The following is a 19583-nucleotide window of genomic DNA, read 5'->3' as shown; positions in this document are numbered from 1 at the left end:
AATTAGCTTAACTCTTTGTCACTCTAAATGTAGCAAGTCCAGAACCTTCTGCAATGAATGAATAATCATTTTTAATCGCTCCCTTTTTAGTCTTCTTATCTCGCCATCGTCTTGTTTTTATATGTAGATAAACTGCTTTACCGCGTATGGGAAAATCTTGAATCTGTTTACTGCTAATAAAACCTTTGGACTCATAATTACCCTTTGAGTAACCCTCTGGTAGAATATTCTTCTCTTCTAAATAAATGTGAAAAGCATCCTTTTTAACTGAAATATCTCCTAATTCTTCAAAAAATACAATATCAAAATGAAGTAATAAATCTTGAGGGAGGATAGATGCTAATAATTCTAAATGCATCGTCTTTTTTTATGCATCTAAAATAATCAATCCCCATAAATTGTCGTTGACCCGAATAAATTAGCATATTCCATGTTTTAGGACGATATTTGTCCAAAAAATAATGTCAAAAAACTTGGTATCAGGCTTTGGTGAATATATTAAACAAAAAAGAACATTGAGCTAACTTGAAACTTTTAACTTGAAACCATATAATTTTCAATAGGATTACAAGAACAAATTAAATTTCTATCTCCATACGCTTCATCTACTCTCCGTACGCTTGGCCAGAATTTATTAGCAGCTACAAAATCCAAAGGAAATGCTGCTTCTTTTCTGGAGTATGGAAAATTCCATTCGTCATTTGTTACCATTTGCATGGTATGAGGAGCATTTTTCAATACATTGTCAGGATTTTCTTTAGTTGCAGAGGCAATCTCTTTTCTTATGGAAATCAACGCATCACAAAAACGATCCAATTCAGCAATACTCTCGGATTCCGTAGGCTCAATCATCATCGTTCCCGCCACAGGAAAAGAAACCGTAGGGGCGTGAAAACCATAATCCATGAGACGTTTGGCAATATCTGTTACTTCAATTCCGTTTTCTTTGAAATCACGACAGTCAATGATCATTTCATGTGCCGCTCTTCCCATCTCTCCGGTATACAAAGTTTTGTAATGTCCGTTTAAGCGTTCTTTTATATAATTGGCATTTAGGATGGCTATTTTAGTAGCCTCTGTAACTCCCTGTGCTCCTAACATGGTAATGTATCCGTAAGAAATCAAGCAAGCCAAAGCACTACCCCACGGAGCAGCGGAAATTGCTGTGATTGCCTGCTTTCCACCGGTAGTCACCAGAGGATTAGAAGGTAAGAACGGCACTAGCTGAGGAGCCACACAAATAGGGCCAACACCCGGGCCACCGCCGCCATGTGGTATGGCAAAAGTTTTATGCAGGTTTAGATGACAAACATCGGCACTTATTGCAGCAGGGTTTGTCAACCCAACCTGAGCATTCATGTTTGCACCGTCCATATACACCTGTCCGCCATGATCATGAATGATTTGTGTAATTTCTTTGATAGCACTTTCAAATACGCCATGCGTAGAAGGATACGTAACCATTAATGCTGCCAAATGATCAGCGTGCAAAATAGCTTTCTCTTTTAAATCTTCAACATCAATATTCCCTCTTTCGTCTGTTTTTGTTACCACCACTTTCATACCGGCCATTACCGCAGAAGCCGGATTTGTCCCATGAGCAGAAGCCGGAATTAAACAAACGTTTCTATGATGATCATCGTTATTTTGATGATAAGCCCGAATGACCATCAATCCGGCAAATTCACCTTGAGCTCCGGAATTAGGTTGTAATGACGTACCCGCAAAACCGGTAATCACATTTAATTGCTGCTCCAGTTTATGCAATATTTCTTGATAGCCCTCGGCTTGCTCTAACGGAACAAACGGATGAATATTCCCCCAATTTGCCTGACTCAAAGGCAACATTTCCGAAGCAGCATTCAACTTCATAGTACAAGATCCCAAAGAGATCATAGAATGATTCAATGCCAGATCTTTGCGTTCTAATTTTTTGATATAGCGTATCATATCTGTTTCGGAATGATAAGAGTTAAATATTTCATTATCTAAAAAAGAAGTATTTCTCTGTATTGCCAATGGAATGACATTTGTTTTTGCATACGCCGGAATTACTTTTTCCTTTAAATTAAAAGCTTGTACGAATACTGCTATGATTTCATTAATTTCTTTTAAACCGATAGTTTCATTAATGGAAATAGAAATGGTACCGGCATCTATATAATTGAAGTTTATTTTGTTAGCCTCTGCAATTGGCCTTACCACTTTTGTATCAGCTTTTACGGCAATAGTATCAAAATAGGAGCTATTGGTTTGAGTAAATCTTAAGCTTTCCAGAGCATTTGCTAAGGTTACGGTAGCCGAGTGTACCGAATCGGCAATAAATTGTAGTCCTTTTTTTCCGTGAAAGACAGCATACATCCCTGCCATTACTGCCAGTAAAACCTGGGCAGTACAGATATTGGAGGTTGCTTTTTCTCTTTTGATATGTTGCTCACGGGTTTGTAAGGCCATACGTAAGGCTCTGTTACCACCCATATCTTTGGTAACACCAATAATTCTTCCGGGAATACTCCTCTTATATGTTTCTTTAGTGGCAAAATACCCTGCATGTGGTCCTCCGTATCCCAACGGAATTCCGAAACGCTGCGTGGTACCTACAACAACATCGGCACCAAATGCTGCCGGAGTTTTTAATTTTACTAATGATAATATATCGGCAGCAACAGCTATTCTCATACCCTTTTCGTTAGTTTTTGCTACAAAAGAAGTATAATCGTATACCTGTCCGTATTTCCCGGGATATTGAACAATAGCTCCAAAAAAACCGGAAGAAAAATGAAACTCTTCATGGTTTCCAATTACAATCTCTATTCCGATAGGAGTAGCTCTCGTTTTGAGTACGGATAAGGTTTGCGGTAAAATTTGATCGGAAACAAAAAATTTGTTTACAGCAGTTTTTTTTTGAGCTCTGTCTCTTACATCAAATAATAAGGCCATCGCTTCGGCAGCAGCTGTAGATTCATCCAATAAAGAAGCATTTGCTATTTCCATTCCTGTCAAATCACAGATCATGGTTTGGTAATTCAGCAAAGCCTCCAGTCTGCCTTGCGCAATTTCTGCCTGATAGGGAGTATATGCAGTATACCAGCCCGGGTTTTCTAAAATATTTCTCTTAATAACACCGGGTAAAATTGCTTCATGATATCCGAGTCCGATGTAACTTTTGAAAACCTTATTTTTTTGAGCAATAACCTCAAGGTGGTTTAGATATTCATACTCGCTCATGGGAGCATCTAATTGCAAAGGTTCTTTTAGCCGGATATCATCCGGAATCGTTTCATCTATAAGTTGTTCCAAATCAGATACGTTAACAGCTGATAGTAATTGTTTTTGCTCGGACAAATCAGGCCCGATATGTCTTAATTGAAATGAATTTGTATTCATTAATCGGATGTTGAATTTTTGCATATCAAAAGTACATGAATTTTTTCATTTGAAAATTTACAAAAAACAAATGAAAAAAAATTTATGGACTAACGAAGTGGTTACTGAAGTGAAACTAAATTTTGTATTTTTTAATCAAAATTTAGTTTTTTACAGAAGAAAAATAATGAACTCGTTTAAACTTTTTGGGTTTAAGCGAAAATTAGAAGTTTTTAGCTCTGTTGAAGACTTTTTGAGTTGCATAGCAGCGCTACGGAAGGAAAAAAAGACAAGAACAGAGCAGAAAACAGTAATTTTTTAGCAAATTCAAAAAGTCTAAATGAATTCTATAAAAAAAGAGCTTTAAAATAGGTTGGCCGTAATAAAAAGGAAGTTCAATTTAAAGAGAAATTTTATTGGAAAAAGAATGATTATTTTTGTCAGATGAACGTGTTAAAAATACTTTTTGATTTTTATATTAATTCCAGTATTCATGTAGCTTTATCTGTATGTTCTTTTACCAGGATTACAGAAATATATTTCGATATTTCGTATCAGGAAAACCTAAGTTATTTTATTTTTTTTGCAACCGTTTCCGGTTATAATTTTATAAAATATGCGGGAGTAGCAAAATGGTATCATATACGTTTGACTAAAAACTTGAAAAGTATTCAGATTTTCTCTTTCATTAGTTTCGTATGGATGTGTTTTTATGGCTGTTTTTTACCAATAAGAATATTATTATTTATACTTCCCCTTGGAATTTTGACCATCTTGTATGCCATTCCTTTTCTGAGCGGATTTCAAAAGAGTTTACGCGGTATAAGACATTTGAAAATTATGGTAATTGCATTTGTATGGGCATCTATGACTGTTTTATTACCACTGTATCATGAGAATGATACAATAGAGGGTAATAGGAGTAATATTATTTTATACACCATACAACGTTTCCTTATTCTTGTTGTACTTACTTTACCTTTTGATATCCGAGATATGAAATATGATCAACTGTCATTACAAACGATACCGCAAAAAACAGGTATTGCACAGGCAAAAAGAATCGGATTGGCATTATTGTTATTTGCTATAAGTATAGAGTTTATCATAGCACCGGATTCAACGGTAAAAAATATATTCATGTTATTCTTCTTTAGCGCTACCGTAGTATTGATGAGAGCTACAGAAAATCAACCAACATATTACAGTTCTTTTTGGGTAGAAGCAATTCCCATATTTTGGTGGCTCTCACTTTGGGGGATACATACGATTAGATTGGAATAAAAACAATAAAGAAAACGATGTAGTAAAAATCACAGTTAAATACCTTATTTTGATGCTTCATTTTGTAAGTTTATCCATTAGAATTTTTAAAGATGATGCAGACTAAAAGGAACTTTGTTTTTGATTTTGACAGTACACTAACAAGAGTAGAAGCATTGGACGTTCTGGCAGATATCACTCTTGCAGATAATCCCAGAAAGGAAGATATTATTCAAGAGATTTCGGATATTACCAATTTGGGAATTGATGGTGAAATTTCATTTACGGAATCTTTAGACAGAAGGATAAAACTACTAAATGCTAAAAGAGCGGATCTAGTGCTTCTCATTGAGGAACTCAGAAAAAAAGTATCTGCCTCCATAGAAAGAAATAAAGGGTTTTTTGAAGCGTATTCTGAAAACATATATGTAATCTCATGCGGTTTCAAAGAGTTTATAGATGCCATTGTAAAAGATTATAATATTCCATCGGAAAGAGTATATGCCAATACATTTGAATTTGATGAAAATGACAGGATTGTTGGTTTTGATTCTAAAAATGTATTGTCTGCGCATAATGGAAAAATTCAATGTTTAAAAGATCTGAATTTAGAAGGAGAAGTACAGGTGATAGGAGACGGCTATAGTGATTATGTTACAAAAGAAGCAGGAGTAGCAGATCGGTTTTTTGCCTATACGGAAAATGTGGAAAGAGAGAAAACGGTTGAAAATGCAGATCATATTGCCCCTAATTTAGATGAGTTTCTTTTTGTAAATAAGCTACCGAGAAACATATCATATCCGAAAAACAGAATTAAAATTTTACTTTTGGAGAGTACCCACCCGAATGCTTTTCAAAAATTATCGAGCGATGGATTTTCAGTAGAAACTGTTTCTAAAAGTCTATCAGAAGAAGAACTGATTGAAAAACTAAAAGGAGTTCACGTTCTGGGAATCCGCTCCAAAACACAAGTGACAAAGCGAGTCGTAGCATCTGCCAAAAAGTTGATGGCGGTAGGTGCTTTTTGTATCGGAACCAAACAAATCGACCTGGAAGCCTGTAAAGAAAATGGAATTGTCGTATTCAATGCTCCATACAGTAATACACGCTCCGTGGTTGAACTGGCGATAGGAGAAATCATTATGCTGATGCGCTCCGTATTTCAACGCAGTACGGAACTGCACAACGGACAATGGAACAAAACAGCACAAGGGTCAAAAGAAGTTCGAGGGAAAAAACTGGGCATAGTAGGGTATGGAAATATTGGAAAACAATTATCCGTATTGGCGGAAGCCCTGGGAATGGATGTTTACTATTATGATGTGGAAGACAGATTGGCACTTGGAAATGCCACACGTATTGAAAAACTGGAAGATTTATTGGCAATAGCCGATGTTATTACGCTACACATTGATGATAATCCTTCAAACAAGAACTTCATAGGAAAAGAAGAACTAAGCCGGATGAAAGACGGAGCTTATCTGGTAAATCTTTCACGTGGATTTGTAGTAGATATTAAAGCATTAAGAGACGCTTTACAAAAAGGGAAATTAGCCGGAGCGGCAGTAGATGTCTATCCGAAAGAACCAAGAGCTAACGGAGATTATCATACGGAATTACAAGGATTAAACAACGTGATTCTCACTCCCCACGTAGGAGGAAGCACCGAAGAAGCACAGAAAGACATTGCCGATTTTGTTCCCGGAAAGATCATGGCGTACATCAATTCAGGAAATACAGTCGATGCGGTAAATTTCCCGGCAATCCGTTTACCAAGACAAGTCAATGCACATCGTTTTTTACACATTCATAAAAACGTTCCCGGGGTGATGGCAAAGATCAACAAGGTGTTGGCGGAATTTGAATTAAACATCACCGGTCAATATTTATCTACCGATGCAAAAGTTGGATATGTCATTACGGATATTGACAAAGAGTACAACAAAAAAGTGATCACAGCACTTAAAAGTGTAGGAGGAACTATTAAGTTTCGGGTGTTGTATTAGAATGATTCCTTTTTTTATTATTTGACTTCAAATGTATCGCCTTATAGATTGAACTATTGATGGCATACCAAAATTTATTCGCTATTTTTACACAACACAAAACACCAAACCGGCCTATAAATGCCATTTTGTTTGATGACCTACCAAAATTCACTAAAATACGCGCAGCAACTCGACCAAAAAGACCCGCTCTCTAATTTACGGCAGGAGTTTCATATTCCGAAAGATAAAAATGGAAATGACCGGTTGTATTTTACGGGAAATTCATTAGGGCTACAACCTAAGATTACACAACAATATATTCAGCAAGAATTGGATGACTGGGCCCAATATGGAGTAGAAGGTCATTTTGCAGCGAAAAATCCCTGGATGCCTTACCATGAGTTCTTGACGGAAACGATGGCAGAAATTGTCGGAGCAAAACCAATTGAAGTTGTGGTGATGAACACATTGACCACCAACCTGCATTTATTGATGGTTTCATTCTATCAGCCTACAAAAACAAAATATAAGATCGTTATAGAAAGCGATGCTTTCCCTTCCGATCGATATGCAGTACAATCCCAATTAAAATTTCACGGATTTGATATCGAATACGGACTCATTGAATGGAAACCCGGAGAAGGAGAAGAACTTCTTAGAATAGAAGACCTGGAAGCTATATTAGAAAAGCAAGGCAATGAAATTGCTTTGTTGTTGATAGGCGGAGTCAATTATTATACAGGTCAGTATTTTGATATCCAACGAATTGCAGCATTAGGTCATGCTAAAAATTGTATGGTTGGAATTGATTTAGCGCATGGAGCAGGAAATATTCAACCGGATTTACATGAAAGCGGAGTTGATTTTGCAGCATGGTGTACGTACAAGTATTTGAATTCCGGGCCGGGAAGTCTGGCAGGATTATTTGTACATGAAAAACACGCTGACAGAGAAGATTTACTGCGTTTTGCCGGTTGGTGGAACCATAACAAAGAAACCCGTTTTCATATGCGTCAATCTTTTGATATGATGAAAGGAGCAGAAGGTTGGCAATTGAGTAATCCGCCGATCTTATCGATGGCAGCTATCAGAGCTTCCTTAGCTATTTTTGACAGTGTAGGAATGAATGCATTGCGAAAAAAGTCGATCGAATTAACAGGATATTTTGAATATTTAATAGATCAAATAGAGTCGGATACCGTTAAAATTATCACACCGGGTAATCCCGGAGAGAGAGGTTGCCAGTTATCTATACAGGTCAAAAATGCAGATAAAAGTTTACACCAAAAGCTTATGGAAAATAATGTGGTTACGGATTGGCGAGAACCTGATGTCATTCGTTGTGCACCGGTTCCATTATACAATAGTTTTGAAGATGTATATAGAATGACAGAGATATTGGGAAGTTTATTACGGAAAAATCATGCATGAGTAAAAAAGAAAACATACTCATCATCGGAGCCGGATTATGTGGCTCTTTACTGGCTTTGCGATTGGCACAAAGAGGATATTACGTTGAAGTATATGAAAGCCGTCCGGATTTGCGTAAAACGGATATATCAGCAGGCCGGTCAATCAACTTAGCTTTGTCAAATCGCGGTTTAAAAGCACTGCGTATGGTGGGAGTAGAAGAAAAAGCCAAGAAGATTTGTATCCCTATGAAAGGGCGCTTAATGCATGATATCAAGGGGAATACTTTTGAGTATAATTACTCCGGCAGAGCAGGAGAATATATTAATTCTATTTCAAGAGGTGATCTAAATGGCATTTTACTAACCGAAGCCGAAAAGCATGAAAATGTAAATATTCACTTCAACAGTAGTTGTTTGGGAGTTGATGTAAAAAATAAAATTGCTATGTTTGAGTCTTATCAAGCTAAAAAACAGTTTACGGTTAAGGCGGATGTTATTTTCGGAACAGACGGAGCCGGTTCCTCTTTAAGAAAAAGTTATGAAAAACAAATTTCAGGTAATTTTAAATGTGTTCAGGATTTTCTAACACATGGATACAAAGAACTGGAAATTCCTGCTGACCCTACAGGAAACCATCAAATCAGTAAAAACCATTTGCACATCTGGCCTCGTGGTAATTATATGTTAATTGCCCTGCCAAATACGGATGGGAGTTTTACGGTAACGTTATTTCTAAGCTTTTCGGAAGGGACATACCATTTTAAAAATTTAAAGACCAAAAAAGACATAACCACTTTCTTTAAAAACCAATTTCCGGATGCGTTGGCATTCATTCCCAATATTGTAAAAGAGTTTGAAAATAATCCTACCGGAAAATTAGGAACTGTAAAATGTTTTCCCTGGAATTACAAAGGAAATACATTATTAATAGGAGATGCAGCACATGCTATTGTTCCCTTTTACGGACAGGGTATGAATGCTTCTTTTGAAGATATCGTTGTTTTTGATGAAGTATTAAATGAATTTGAGGGGAACTGGGAAGCGGTATTTTCCGAATATCAGAAAAAAAGAAAACAAGATACCGATGCCATTGCAGATTTAGCCATTGACAATTACTATGAAATGCGAGATCATGTTGCAAATCCCTTATTCAAGGAAAAGCGAAAAATAGAAATGAAATTGGAAAAGAATTTTCCAACTCAATATTTTTCAAAATACTCCCTGGTTACATTTTGTGAAGATATCGGATATTACCAAGCTATGACACAAGGCAGAGCGCAAGACAAAGTGCTTTTTAACATGATAGAAAATAATGTGATTTTTGATTCTCTCAATAGGTCAAAAGAAGAATTAAAAACTGTTCTTAAAAAAATACAAAAAGAAACATAGAAGATGTTGGAAAAATATATTGTCTTACTAAGAGGAATCAATGTATCAGGGAAAAACAGACTTCCGATGCAAGATTTACGAAACTTGTTATATAATCTGGATTATCAGACAGTACAAACCTATATTCAGAGCGGGAATATTATTTTAAACTCCGATGAAGACAAGCCGGAGATTGCCTGGAAAATAAAAGAAGGTATTGAAAACAGATTTGAGTATAATGTCCCTGTGATTATAAGAACCGTTGATGAATGGAAGGAAGCAATTACGAATAATCCATACCCGACAGATGAAGAAAAATTATTGTATTTTACCTTCCTGAATGAGATACCAAAAAATACTGATATTGAGGTCAACGGAACCAAAGATGATGCGTATACAATTGTTAATGATGTTGTATATTTATATTGTTTGGGAGGATACGGGAATACGAAGTTGAGTAATCAATTATTCGAAAAAAAATTAAAGGTATCTGCCACCTCCCGAAATTATAGAACAGTATACAAACTACTGGAGTTGGCAACAACTAATTAAGAGACCTTACAGGTTTTTAAAAACCTAACAGTTGTCTTAGTGAAACTTTATTTTTTAATGTCATCTGAGACATAGGAACTACACCGATCCCTCATTTACCAGTGATTGCTTAATGATCTTCTCAACCAGAATTGCCAGATCTGAAATCGTAGGTTTATTGAAAACTTCTAGTAATGGAACGGTCAAGTCTAAAACCTCTTTAATTCTCGAAACGATTTTAATAGCCATTAGCGAATGACCTCCCAAAACAAAAAAGTTGTCATAAATACCTATTTTTTTTATATCAAATACCTCCTGCCATATTTCTGCAATCAATCTTTCAATTTCATTGTTGGGCGCTACATAATCATTTTCTCTTTTTAGTTTTTTAAAATCCGGACGAGGCAACGCGTCATAGTCTATTTTGCCATTAAAATTCAATGGCATTTTTTCTATCTGTATAAAATAAGTAGGTACCATATAATGAGGAAGTTGTTTTGCCATAAACGATCTTATCTCTGCAGTTTTGAGTAAGTGATCAGACATAAAATAAGCACAGATATATTTTTCGTTATTTTTATCCTCAATAACAGTAATTTCAGCACTGTTAATGCCAATATTAATAGTATTAGAATGATGATTTTTAATGAATTTGAGCAATTGATTTTGAATTTCACCAAGCTCTACCCTATATCCTCTGATTTGAACTTGATTATCTTTTCTGTTTATATATTCTATAGTACCGTCTTCGAGCCATTTGGCGTAATCTCCCGTTTTGTATAATTTTTCATTTTTATTAAACGGATTGGTTATAAATTTTTCTTTAGTTAAGTTTATATTATTTACATATCCTCTTCCAACACCTAAACCCCCTATACAAAGTTCTCCGGAAATTCCTATAGGCTGTAACTGATTGTGCTCACTCAATATAAATATCCGGTCTTTGGAATGAGGTCGACCAATGGGTATTGATGATATATTTTTAAACTTTCTGCTTAACGGAAAAGTAAACATCGTAGAAATAACACCACATTCGGCAACTCCATACCCATTTGAAATTTTTGTTTTGCAAATATTAAAATGGTTTTGCAAATTTTCAATAGCATTATGAGTAAGTTTTTCTCCTGCAATATTTAGGTGAGTTGGTAAGCTTCCGTTTTTTGGTGAGTCTAGCAATAAAGATAAGTGAGCTGGTGTTCCGTCAGAGAAATGAATATTATTATCAATAAAGAATTTATGGAGTTGAGCACCACTAAACCTCATATTTTCCGGCACCAAAAAAAGCGAATGGCCATATAGAAGAGAAGTGAAAATCTGCATAACAGAAATATCAAAAACTATCGGTGCTACCATAGCTATATTTAAATGGCTTTTATAATCTTCACAAATTTCATCATGCATTACTTGGGCTAATCTGACAACGGCTTTATGCTCGTTCATTGCTCCTTTTGGCCTACCGGTAGAACCTGAAGTGTAAATAATAAATGCCAGCTGGCTTGGTAAGATCTTCTGCAAACTATTTGTTTGCTCCGTAGTATCTAAAGTATCTATTATAATTTTATCCCCGCTAAAAAAGTCAACATCATTTTCTAATTCCTTGCTAGTGATAAGGTAGTCTGCTTTTACATCTTCAATCATAAACTTTATTCGCTCTTTTGGATATATCTTTGAAAGAGGCAAATAAGCAGCACCCGCTTTTAGAATACCCAAAATACTGGCAATAAGATTCACATTACGTGCTAGATGTACTGCAACTACAGTTTCACTTTTTATTCCGGTATTGATTAAATAATGCGCAATTTGATTACTTTTTTTATTCAATTCAGAATACGTGACTTTTTCTTCTTCCGTAGAAACTGCTGTACGATTTGGATAGGTATTAGCCATGTCCCGAAACCTGTCAATGATAGAATCTTCAATGGGAATCAGTGTTGTAACGGCATTACCAAATACCATTAATTTTCTTTCTTCTTCCTCACTGATAATTTTGACTGAATTGATAGGTTGGTTGTAATCTTCTAAAAAAGCATCAAACAATCTGAATATTTGATCTACAGCACTTTGTTGCCTGGTTTTATCAATTAATGATGAATTGAAATCAAACTCAAATAAATAGTGGCCCGTATCGAAAAAATCGTGTATTTCTATTCTAAATACATGGTGAGAATCAATGGCGTTTGGGTGTATCCATTTTACAGTATACGGAATGTCCTCTAAATCTGGAAAAGTTACATTGTTGTAACTAAGTATATATTCATAATTCCTATGCATTTTGGGTGTCGCCATACATGCCTGAGCATTCAGCATAAAACTGTTAATTTCAATCTTTACCTTTTCAAACAATTGCAGAAAACTATCTTCTTTATCTACTGTCAGAGATAATGGAAGCAAATCCATAAAGAGCCCTAATGTATTTTTTTGCTCTTTGCTAATTCTGTTGTGAATGGGCAGGGCGATGGTTATTTTTTCTTCATCTGTTGTTCTATGAATATAGGAGATCACTATTGTGGCAAGAATACTTAGATCTGTTAGATTTTTAGTAAAACTTCTAAACTCATTAAGCGCACTTATTTCTAGTAATCTTTTAGATCTGTCTTCACCAAGTGAATTTGTAATTCTAACGGAAGATGTTGGTGTTTCATTATTTCTTAATTGATGAAGCCCATGAGATTTTTTCAGTTCTTTCTCCTTTTCCAACCAATATTTTTGTGCCTGTTTCCATCTTGGAGTACTCACTAACTTACCTTGATACTTTAAATACTCTTTGTATTGAGGTGTTAAAATGTTAGATTCTGGCTTACCTGTGAGGAACGCTTGGTAATAAGCCATTATTTTTTTAAATAAAATGGAAAATGACCACATATCTGTAGTGATGTGATGTTGATTAAAAAACCAGATATATTTATCAGAATGTATTTTAATCAAACTGCTGTCAAAACATGATTTACGAATGTCAATAACCTTTTCGGCTCTTTGTTGTAGATAGCTATTAATATTAGTATCCTTCTCAATATCATGCTCCCAGTCTATAAACTCGAGGTCATGATCAAACTTATCTGCAATTTCCTGAAAAGGAGTATCATCTTTATTAATAATTCTAGTGCGTAATGCATCATGTTGATTCAGTAATTCTTGAAACGATTTTTTGAAATAATTGACATTTATTTTTGTTTTGAAAGTAAATAGGAAAGGAGAATTATAAAGAGGTATACAAGGATGGCTTTGTTGTGTTATCCATATAAGCAATTGATTATCAGATAAATTGGATTTTTTATTTAAAGTGTCAAGATTGATATTCATATTAAAAAAATTAATAAAGAAGTCATTTAAACTTGTATAAATAAAAGAAGTGATTTACAATTATTTATATCGTGATGTCATGCGTTCAAAACAAATTACCCATATTATGATATTAAACAAATATACATTAGAAATGGAAATTATATCCTACTTTTCTGTGTTAAAAAGGAATTATTTACAACGGTGATATTTTCAGGTTATAAAGAAAGAACTATTTTTGTAATCACAGGAGAACAACAAAGAAGTAAAAAATGAGACCTTTGCAGAATTGATTTGGCAAAAAAGTTCGACGCCCGAAGAAAAATTTGAACCGGAATAACCTGTTGGTTTTGAGGATTTAAAATTTTCGAGAAGGAAGAAATTTGAAGCCAAATCAATTTTAATACGGAATTTATCACTATTTTGCAAAGGTCTCAAATAATTAATCTTATTTTCGTTTGTCTATAGAACATCAATGTATTTCTACGTATATTGTCAAGCTAAAACTGAAACTTATGTAATTTACATTTAGCACTTAGAAAGATATAGTTGTTTGAAACAATATAAATTTTCTTAAAAATGTAATATGAATACCCATTTAACGCACTCACTTATATTATCTCAAGAAGATATTCAGTACATTATTTTACATTACGAACCGGACCGTCTTATGGATTTGGTTATTGATAAGCTTACAAATACATTTAAAAACTACGATGCATCTGAAATGGAAATTCCGGCAAGATCAGGATTTCATTACACCAAACCGGTAACAGGCTTAATAGAATGGATGCCTCTTTACGCAAATAAGAAAAGTGTAACAATTAAAATCGTTGGTTATCACCCCGGAAACCCTAAACAACAAAATATTCCTACGATAATCTCTACGATTTCTAGTTATGATGCAACAACAGGGCATCTTTTGGGAGTGATGGATGGTGTACTGCCAACGGCCATTAGAACAGGAGCTGCTTCTGCTGTTGCCAGCAAACATATGGCCTCTCCTATATCAACTGTACTAGGACTAATAGGTTGCGGAGCTCAGTCGGTGACACAACTTCATGCCTTATCTCGCATATTTCCTATCAAAAAAGTATTGATTCATGATATAGACAGTGTAGCTGAAAGGTCGTTTAAAAACAGATGTAGATCATTACATTTAGACATAGAGATCATCCCGTCATCTACCCAAGATATATTAATTCAATCAGATATTGTTTGTACGGCCACATCAATAGAAGCGGGAGCCGGACCTCTGTTCGGTGATTTTGAAACAAATCCTGCATTGCATATCAATGCTATTGGTTCTGATTTTCCCGGAAAAATAGAATTGCCGTTAAACTTTTTAAAGAAAAGTTTTATATGCCCGGACTTTATAGAACAAGCTGTGATTGAAGGAGAGTGTCAGCAACTCTCTATAGATGAGATAGGCCCGGATATTGTTACATTACTTCAAAACAGTGAAAAATATTCATTTGTTTATAAACAATGAAGTGTGTTTGACTCTACGGGTTGGGCTTTGGAAGATCATATCATCATGCAGCTGTTTATGGATATAGCTCAGGAATTAGGACTTGGTACTAAAATACCCATTGAAAATTTTTCAAAAGACCCTAAAAATCCGTATCACTTTATCAATGTTGCTGCTACTGTTTAAGATGATTGTTTAGTACTATTCATAAATGATAAAGTCTTTTATGTTTCTCTTTCTGATTTCCTGATAGGTATTATTTTGAAAAATCGAAGTTACTTGAACGATTGTAATTTTTTTAATTTTCTCATTAGGATATAAACTTTTTTGATTAGGATATGTCAAAAAAAAGCGTGGTGATTTTAGTACACTAAAAGCAGACGTTTTTGATAAACGCTGATTCCAGTTTTGAATATATTGTCGTACGAAACCTAGTAATTTTTCGCTAGCCTTTGGATCAAACCTTGAACTCCCATATTGTTTTTCATAAGCCAATACTTCATCTATAGAAGATAATTTCTCTAAAGAAGATACTAACTTGTAATTAGAAGCTCCCCAATAAGCATCCAGTGAAGGGTGTCCGGTGTAAATAATTAAAAAAAGTAGATGTAAATTGAATATCATAAGGTTCAAAAAAACGTGGCATCAACTGAACTTTTCTACCGCTTTCCAATTCAGCTTCAAATCGGAATGTATAATTGTAATGGGAATCGTACCATGACAATTTAGCAGGTTTACACCAATAACTTGAGGTTAGTATCAAAAAAAATCCAGTCAGGAAATGAAATCTGCTAAAAATTAAAACCTCAAAAAATAAGTTCTTCTTCGTGATAAAAATAAACATCATAATGGCTATAACCATCCATATCCAAAAAAATATTCCTGTAAGAAATGCCGCTCCTAAATGAACACATACAAAACCTAATAATAAAAAACGAGCAAACCACCTGTGAGCAAAAAAGAAAATAGCACCTACTTCTATAATTAATGTGAAAATTTTTAGAATTTGATTAAAAGGTTGAAACCACTTACAAATAACGGTAATTGTTTCAGGTTCTAAAAACCCCAGCCAACCACTAGTATACGTTGCCGATAAAAGATAATACAGTTTATCATGTACTATCCAGTTCATATTTAATTTTCCCAATCCGGAAGGGAAATAATGAGCGGCGATTATACAGCATGATAAAAAGATAAAATTATGAATCCGATACTTTTTTGTGAAAAAAAAACAGATTAAAAAGACACTAAAAAGGATTAAAATACTGAGAGGCAAGTGAACAATAGCCTCTCCTGAATAACCCGCGAGTATTTTAAATTGATTTACAACAGGCAGCAAAACCGTAAGGAAAAGAAATACAAAAATGGGTTTCCAGAAAATGCTAATCAATAATACAAATAATAAAATCCGATCCAAAAAATGGCTCTGGTTAAAAAATAAATTATAGTCATAGGAAATATAAAACCAAGTGAGTAAGCCAGACATCATTACAATGATAAATTTGAGTAAACTTCCTTTCTCAAACTCTTTCCAGGAAACAAGAACAGCATTGCGAAAATATATAAGAAACCCAACTACTGGGATAGAAAAAAGCAAGTTCTTCCCGGAAAAGAAATGTTTTACAAATTCAAAATAAATAAACGGTTTGTAGTATGATTCTCTGGGTAGATATGTCAAATGAGAAAGTATCTTTTCAAATACCATATATGACATAATTGTAAAAATAGTATAGAGTACAAATCGCAACTTGCCACGGACAGTTGACGTTTGGTTGACGGGTAAAACAGATAAAAACCGGCGATGAAATACTGTAAAAATTGAGAAGTTTAATTTTCTGGTCACGGCACAATATAATCAAGAGAAAAGATTTCGGTAAGTTATCACTATAGACTCAAATGATGCAATAATTCTTCCATTAAAAGAGCCAATTCTTTTAATTTTTCCGGGGCTTGTTTTGATTGAAATCTTACTTCATAATCATTATAAGTGATATTTGTGATAGGTAAATCCCTTACATTACCCTGGTATAGTTGATCAAAACTTGAGAAATCACTCTCCTCAAAAGCTTTTCTAATTTGCTTGAGCTCTGATTTTGAAATTTTGAAATTTCTTTCACCAATAATCGACATATTGGCGATTCCGTTATAGGAAACGGAATCGCCTTTTAGCCTTATTATATAATGTGGTTTTGTTTTTAGTCTACCTTTTGTTTTAGCATACGTAACTTGAAAATCGTATGTTTTAGTATTTACTGATGAACAGTTATATAATATGATAACAAAACTTATTAGAGTCATGTTAAAAATAAGTTTTTGTAATCTGAACATCATACTGCGTTTGAAACTTATAAGAGAACTCATTTAAACTTTTTGAATTTGCTAAAAAATTGCTGTTTTTAGCTCTGTTTTTATCTTTTTTTCCTTCCGTAGCGCTGCTATGTAACTCAAAAAAGCTTTCAACATATCTAAAAACTTCTAATGTTCGCTTAAATCCAAAAAGTTTAAATGAGTTCAGAGTCAATTTTGTATGATAAGTTTTTTAACCACTCTTTTACCGGAATTTACCAGAGTTAATTCTAAGAAGTAGATTCCTGTCTGAAAATAACTTGTTTGAATAGAGATAGAATCATTGAATTCTCCTTTCTTAATACTTCGGCCACTAACATCGAATAATTGATAAGTATAATTTTCAGAATTTGTTAATTTAATAAATACTTCGTTTGACACCGGATTAGGGTATACAGAAACCCCTAAACTTTCTACATCATCAATACCCAAAACAGTATTTATAGTAAAGTTAGCATTCGATACATCATAAAATGTAGAAGCAGCTCTAAAGCCTCCTGCAACATCACATCTAACCAATACACGAGCCGTAGTTGAAGCCGTATTTGGAACGGTTATACTTTCTGTACCATCATTAGAAGTTGCGTTCGCCACTACCGAGTAGGTATTTCCGCCATCAGTTGAAACCAAGATATCTACATTTCCGCAATGCGCATTCGTTCCGTTGACAGTCCACGTTACAGTGTGTGAAGCATTACCTGTTAACGTTTCCCCACCATTCGGACTCGTTACATTAAATGGACCTGTATCAGCCACCATAACTACGGCCCTGTCTTCCCCAATTCTCCCAAAAGAGCTATTGTTATCTCTTACAGCTAATGAAAAATTCATGGTTCTTGCTACACAAGGCAGTCTTTCCCATTGCCGGTCATTATTCCCGGCCAATATATCGCCGTACTGTGGAAAACTACGATAATTATTACTTGTTGGCGGACGGTACCGAAACATAGGTGCATTGGTAGCGTTACAATTGGGGGAACCGGTAACTTCAGTACCGGAACCGTCGTATTGTTGCCATCCGTAGGTTAAATTACCGGAAGGATCATTTGCATCAGTTCCCGTACCTACCAAGATAAACGGTGTTTGTTTAGGTACCGTAATATCAGCGTTGGCATTAGCGGTAGGGGAAGCAGTATTTCCCGAACTATCCATGGTTCCGCAAGATATGGTATTTAAAAAAGCCTGCATTTGATCGATAGAGGCGTAGTGGAAAAACGGATCGGAGCCTGGTGCATATTGAGCAGCTCCTCCGCAAACATTAGCATACGACATAATTGAAGATCCTTCCCCGGGCTCATACCTAAAACCAGACGCAGATTGGTTACATTCTTGCGATACAAAATTATGCTCCGAACGGAACTGGTGGCCAATCTCATGTGATACATAATCTATCCATAACGTTGTAGTACTATTAGTATTCCCGGAAAAACCGAGACCCTTTGCAGCATCATTGCAGACCACTCCAAAAGCTGCCGCTCCACCGGTATTAGCCCAAATAACCATATGACCTACATCAAAACCTGAAGAGCCTAGGGCATTGGTACAGGCTGTATGAGCCGCAGAGACATCATCTCCTATGTTAAATGGGTCTGTATTTGGATCCGGATACACTAAAGCAGTATTACTAACTAGTGTAAATGTAACCCCCAAATCTCTTAAAAAAACAGGGTTGATCATATTAACTCCGGAAGCTAAAGCATTTAATACGTTTGTCGCACTATATGGGCTGCCTCCGAATTGCTGTGAATATTCTCCGGCTGCCGCAATAGCCAATCTGTATGTTATTTTAGTAGTAGGTGTTTGCCTGTTAAGAATTTCTGTTGTCATTTCTTCTATGGGTGCAGTTTCTGTATTACATTTTAATTTTTCAGTGATATAATCTTTTTTATAATAAGCGATCACTGTTTCCGAAGATTCTTTATAAACAGGCTCTATAAAAAATGAATTATCTTTGTTATAAACGGCCGCATGAAACCCTGTTTCACTTATGTCACAAGAAATGAGAGTGCCCGGATTATCTTTTTTGTAACCCGTAAACGTTTTAATTGTATATAGGTGCGTTACTTCATCTGATATTACTTGAGACGGAGAGATTATAAATTGTTCAAATTTTCCATCGGGGGTAGGTAACGTAATTTCCTGATTTTCAATACTATGCATTCTATTTGTAAATCCTTCAGTAGATATTTTCCAAACAGAATAGTTTGTTGGCAATTGGCCCATGATTTTTTCTTTTGAATTCTTCCCTTCCACGTTAGAGTAAGAACCTTTTACCCAATCTGATGCTTCTACCTGGGAATAACTATTCTTACTAAGAAGTAATGCAAAAAAAAGAAAAATAATTTTTTGTATCATCGTGGATATAATTTTTTTAGGTAATTTATATAATTGCGAAACCTTTATCAAGGGATAAATATACTATAATATCCGTTAAAATTATTAGGAATACGGTTTTAAATGTAAGAATTATCTTCCGATTATACAATTCTGACTCGGAGAATATAAGCTGAAGTAATATAGTTTAAAGTCGGAAAAAGTGTAAAAAGTGAGCTTATTTTT

15 protein-coding genes are annotated in these 19583 nt (G+C 34.8%); 8 read left to right on the top strand and 7 right to left on the bottom strand.

What is annotated here, in order from left to right:
• Positions 1-7: 7 nt before the first annotated feature.
• Positions 8-358, bottom strand: coding sequence for a hypothetical protein (locus GKR88_16780; protein QMU65764.1), 351 nt, complete (start codon positions 356-358; stop codon positions 8-10).
• 176 nt (positions 359-534) lie between these two features.
• Positions 535-3387 carry an aminomethyl-transferring glycine dehydrogenase gene (gcvP, locus tag GKR88_16775; protein QMU65763.1) on the bottom strand — a complete coding sequence of 951 codons (2853 nt, stop codon included), beginning with the start codon at positions 3385-3387 and terminating at the stop codon, positions 535-537.
• A 70-nt stretch (positions 3388-3457) separates the two neighbouring features.
• Here gcvP and GKR88_16770 point away from each other — a divergent pair, with 70 nt between their 5' ends.
• The 6 genes from GKR88_16770 (at position 3458) to GKR88_16745 (ending at position 9949) form a co-directional block, all read left to right on the top strand.
• On the top strand, positions 3458-3688 hold the full coding sequence (locus tag GKR88_16770; protein QMU65762.1) for a hypothetical protein: 231 nt from the start codon (positions 3458-3460) through the stop codon (positions 3686-3688).
• Positions 3689-3810: 122 nt separating this feature from the next.
• Positions 3811-4650 (top strand): hypothetical protein, encoded by an 840-nt coding sequence (locus GKR88_16765; protein ID QMU65761.1) that lies wholly within the window; start codon positions 3811-3813, stop codon positions 4648-4650.
• A gap of 92 nt (positions 4651-4742) precedes the next feature.
• Positions 4743-6635 carry a phosphoglycerate dehydrogenase gene (serA, locus tag GKR88_16760; GenBank protein ID QMU65760.1) on the top strand — a complete coding sequence of 631 codons (1893 nt, stop codon included), beginning with the start codon at positions 4743-4745 and terminating at the stop codon, positions 6633-6635.
• A gap of 135 nt (positions 6636-6770) precedes the next feature.
• Entirely contained in the window at positions 6771-8048 is a 1278-nt protein-coding gene (gene kynU / locus GKR88_16755) for a kynureninase (protein QMU66766.1), read from the top strand.
• Entirely contained in the window at positions 8045-9418 is a 1374-nt protein-coding gene (locus GKR88_16750) for an NAD(P)-binding protein (GenBank protein ID QMU65759.1), read from the top strand. The genes kynU and GKR88_16750 overlap by 4 nt, the downstream gene beginning before the upstream one ends.
• 3 nt (positions 9419-9421) lie before the next feature.
• On the top strand, positions 9422-9949 hold the full coding sequence (locus tag GKR88_16745; GenBank protein ID QMU65758.1) for a DUF1697 domain-containing protein: 528 nt from the start codon (positions 9422-9424) through the stop codon (positions 9947-9949).
• A gap of 78 nt (positions 9950-10027) precedes the next feature.
• Here GKR88_16745 and GKR88_16740 read toward each other — a convergent pair whose 3' ends face one another.
• Positions 10028-13228, bottom strand: coding sequence for an amino acid adenylation domain-containing protein (locus tag GKR88_16740; GenBank protein QMU65757.1), 3201 nt, complete (start codon positions 13226-13228; stop codon positions 10028-10030).
• Between the two features lie 565 nt (positions 13229-13793).
• Here GKR88_16740 and GKR88_16735 point away from each other — a divergent pair.
• On the top strand, positions 13794-14699 hold the full coding sequence (locus GKR88_16735) for an ornithine cyclodeaminase family protein (GenBank protein QMU65756.1): 906 nt from the start codon (positions 13794-13796) through the stop codon (positions 14697-14699).
• Positions 14700-14702: 3 nt separating this feature from the next.
• Complete coding sequence (locus GKR88_16730) at positions 14703-14864, top strand: hypothetical protein (GenBank protein ID QMU65755.1); 162 nt, start codon at positions 14703-14705, stop codon at positions 14862-14864.
• 15 nt (positions 14865-14879) lie between these two features.
• Here GKR88_16730 and GKR88_16725 read toward each other — a convergent pair whose 3' ends face one another.
• The 4 genes from GKR88_16725 to GKR88_16710 all read right to left on the bottom strand — a co-directional run bounded on the left by GKR88_16725 (position 14880) and on the right by GKR88_16710 (position 19379).
• Positions 14880-15302, bottom strand: coding sequence for a hypothetical protein (locus GKR88_16725; GenBank protein QMU65754.1), 423 nt, complete (start codon positions 15300-15302; stop codon positions 14880-14882).
• Between the two features lie 1260 nt (positions 15303-16562).
• A complete protein-coding gene (locus GKR88_16720) occupies positions 16563-16976 on the bottom strand; it encodes a hypothetical protein (GenBank protein ID QMU65753.1) in 414 nt (137 codons plus the stop codon).
• A 1-nt stretch (position 16977) separates the two neighbouring features.
• Positions 16978-17199: a hypothetical protein gene (locus GKR88_16715; protein QMU65752.1), complete on the bottom strand. Its 222-nt coding sequence runs from the start codon at positions 17197-17199 to the stop codon at positions 16978-16980.
• Positions 17196-19379 (bottom strand): T9SS type A sorting domain-containing protein, encoded by a 2184-nt coding sequence (locus tag GKR88_16710; protein ID QMU65751.1) that lies wholly within the window; start codon positions 19377-19379, stop codon positions 17196-17198. The genes GKR88_16715 and GKR88_16710 overlap by 4 nt, the downstream gene beginning before the upstream one ends.
• Positions 19380-19583: the final 204 nt, after the last annotated feature.

The organism is Flavobacteriaceae bacterium, assembly GCA_014075215.1.
In the GTDB taxonomy this organism is placed as follows: domain Bacteria; phylum Bacteroidota; class Bacteroidia; order Flavobacteriales; family Flavobacteriaceae; genus Polaribacter.
This window is presented reverse-complemented; position numbering and strand designations above follow the sequence as displayed.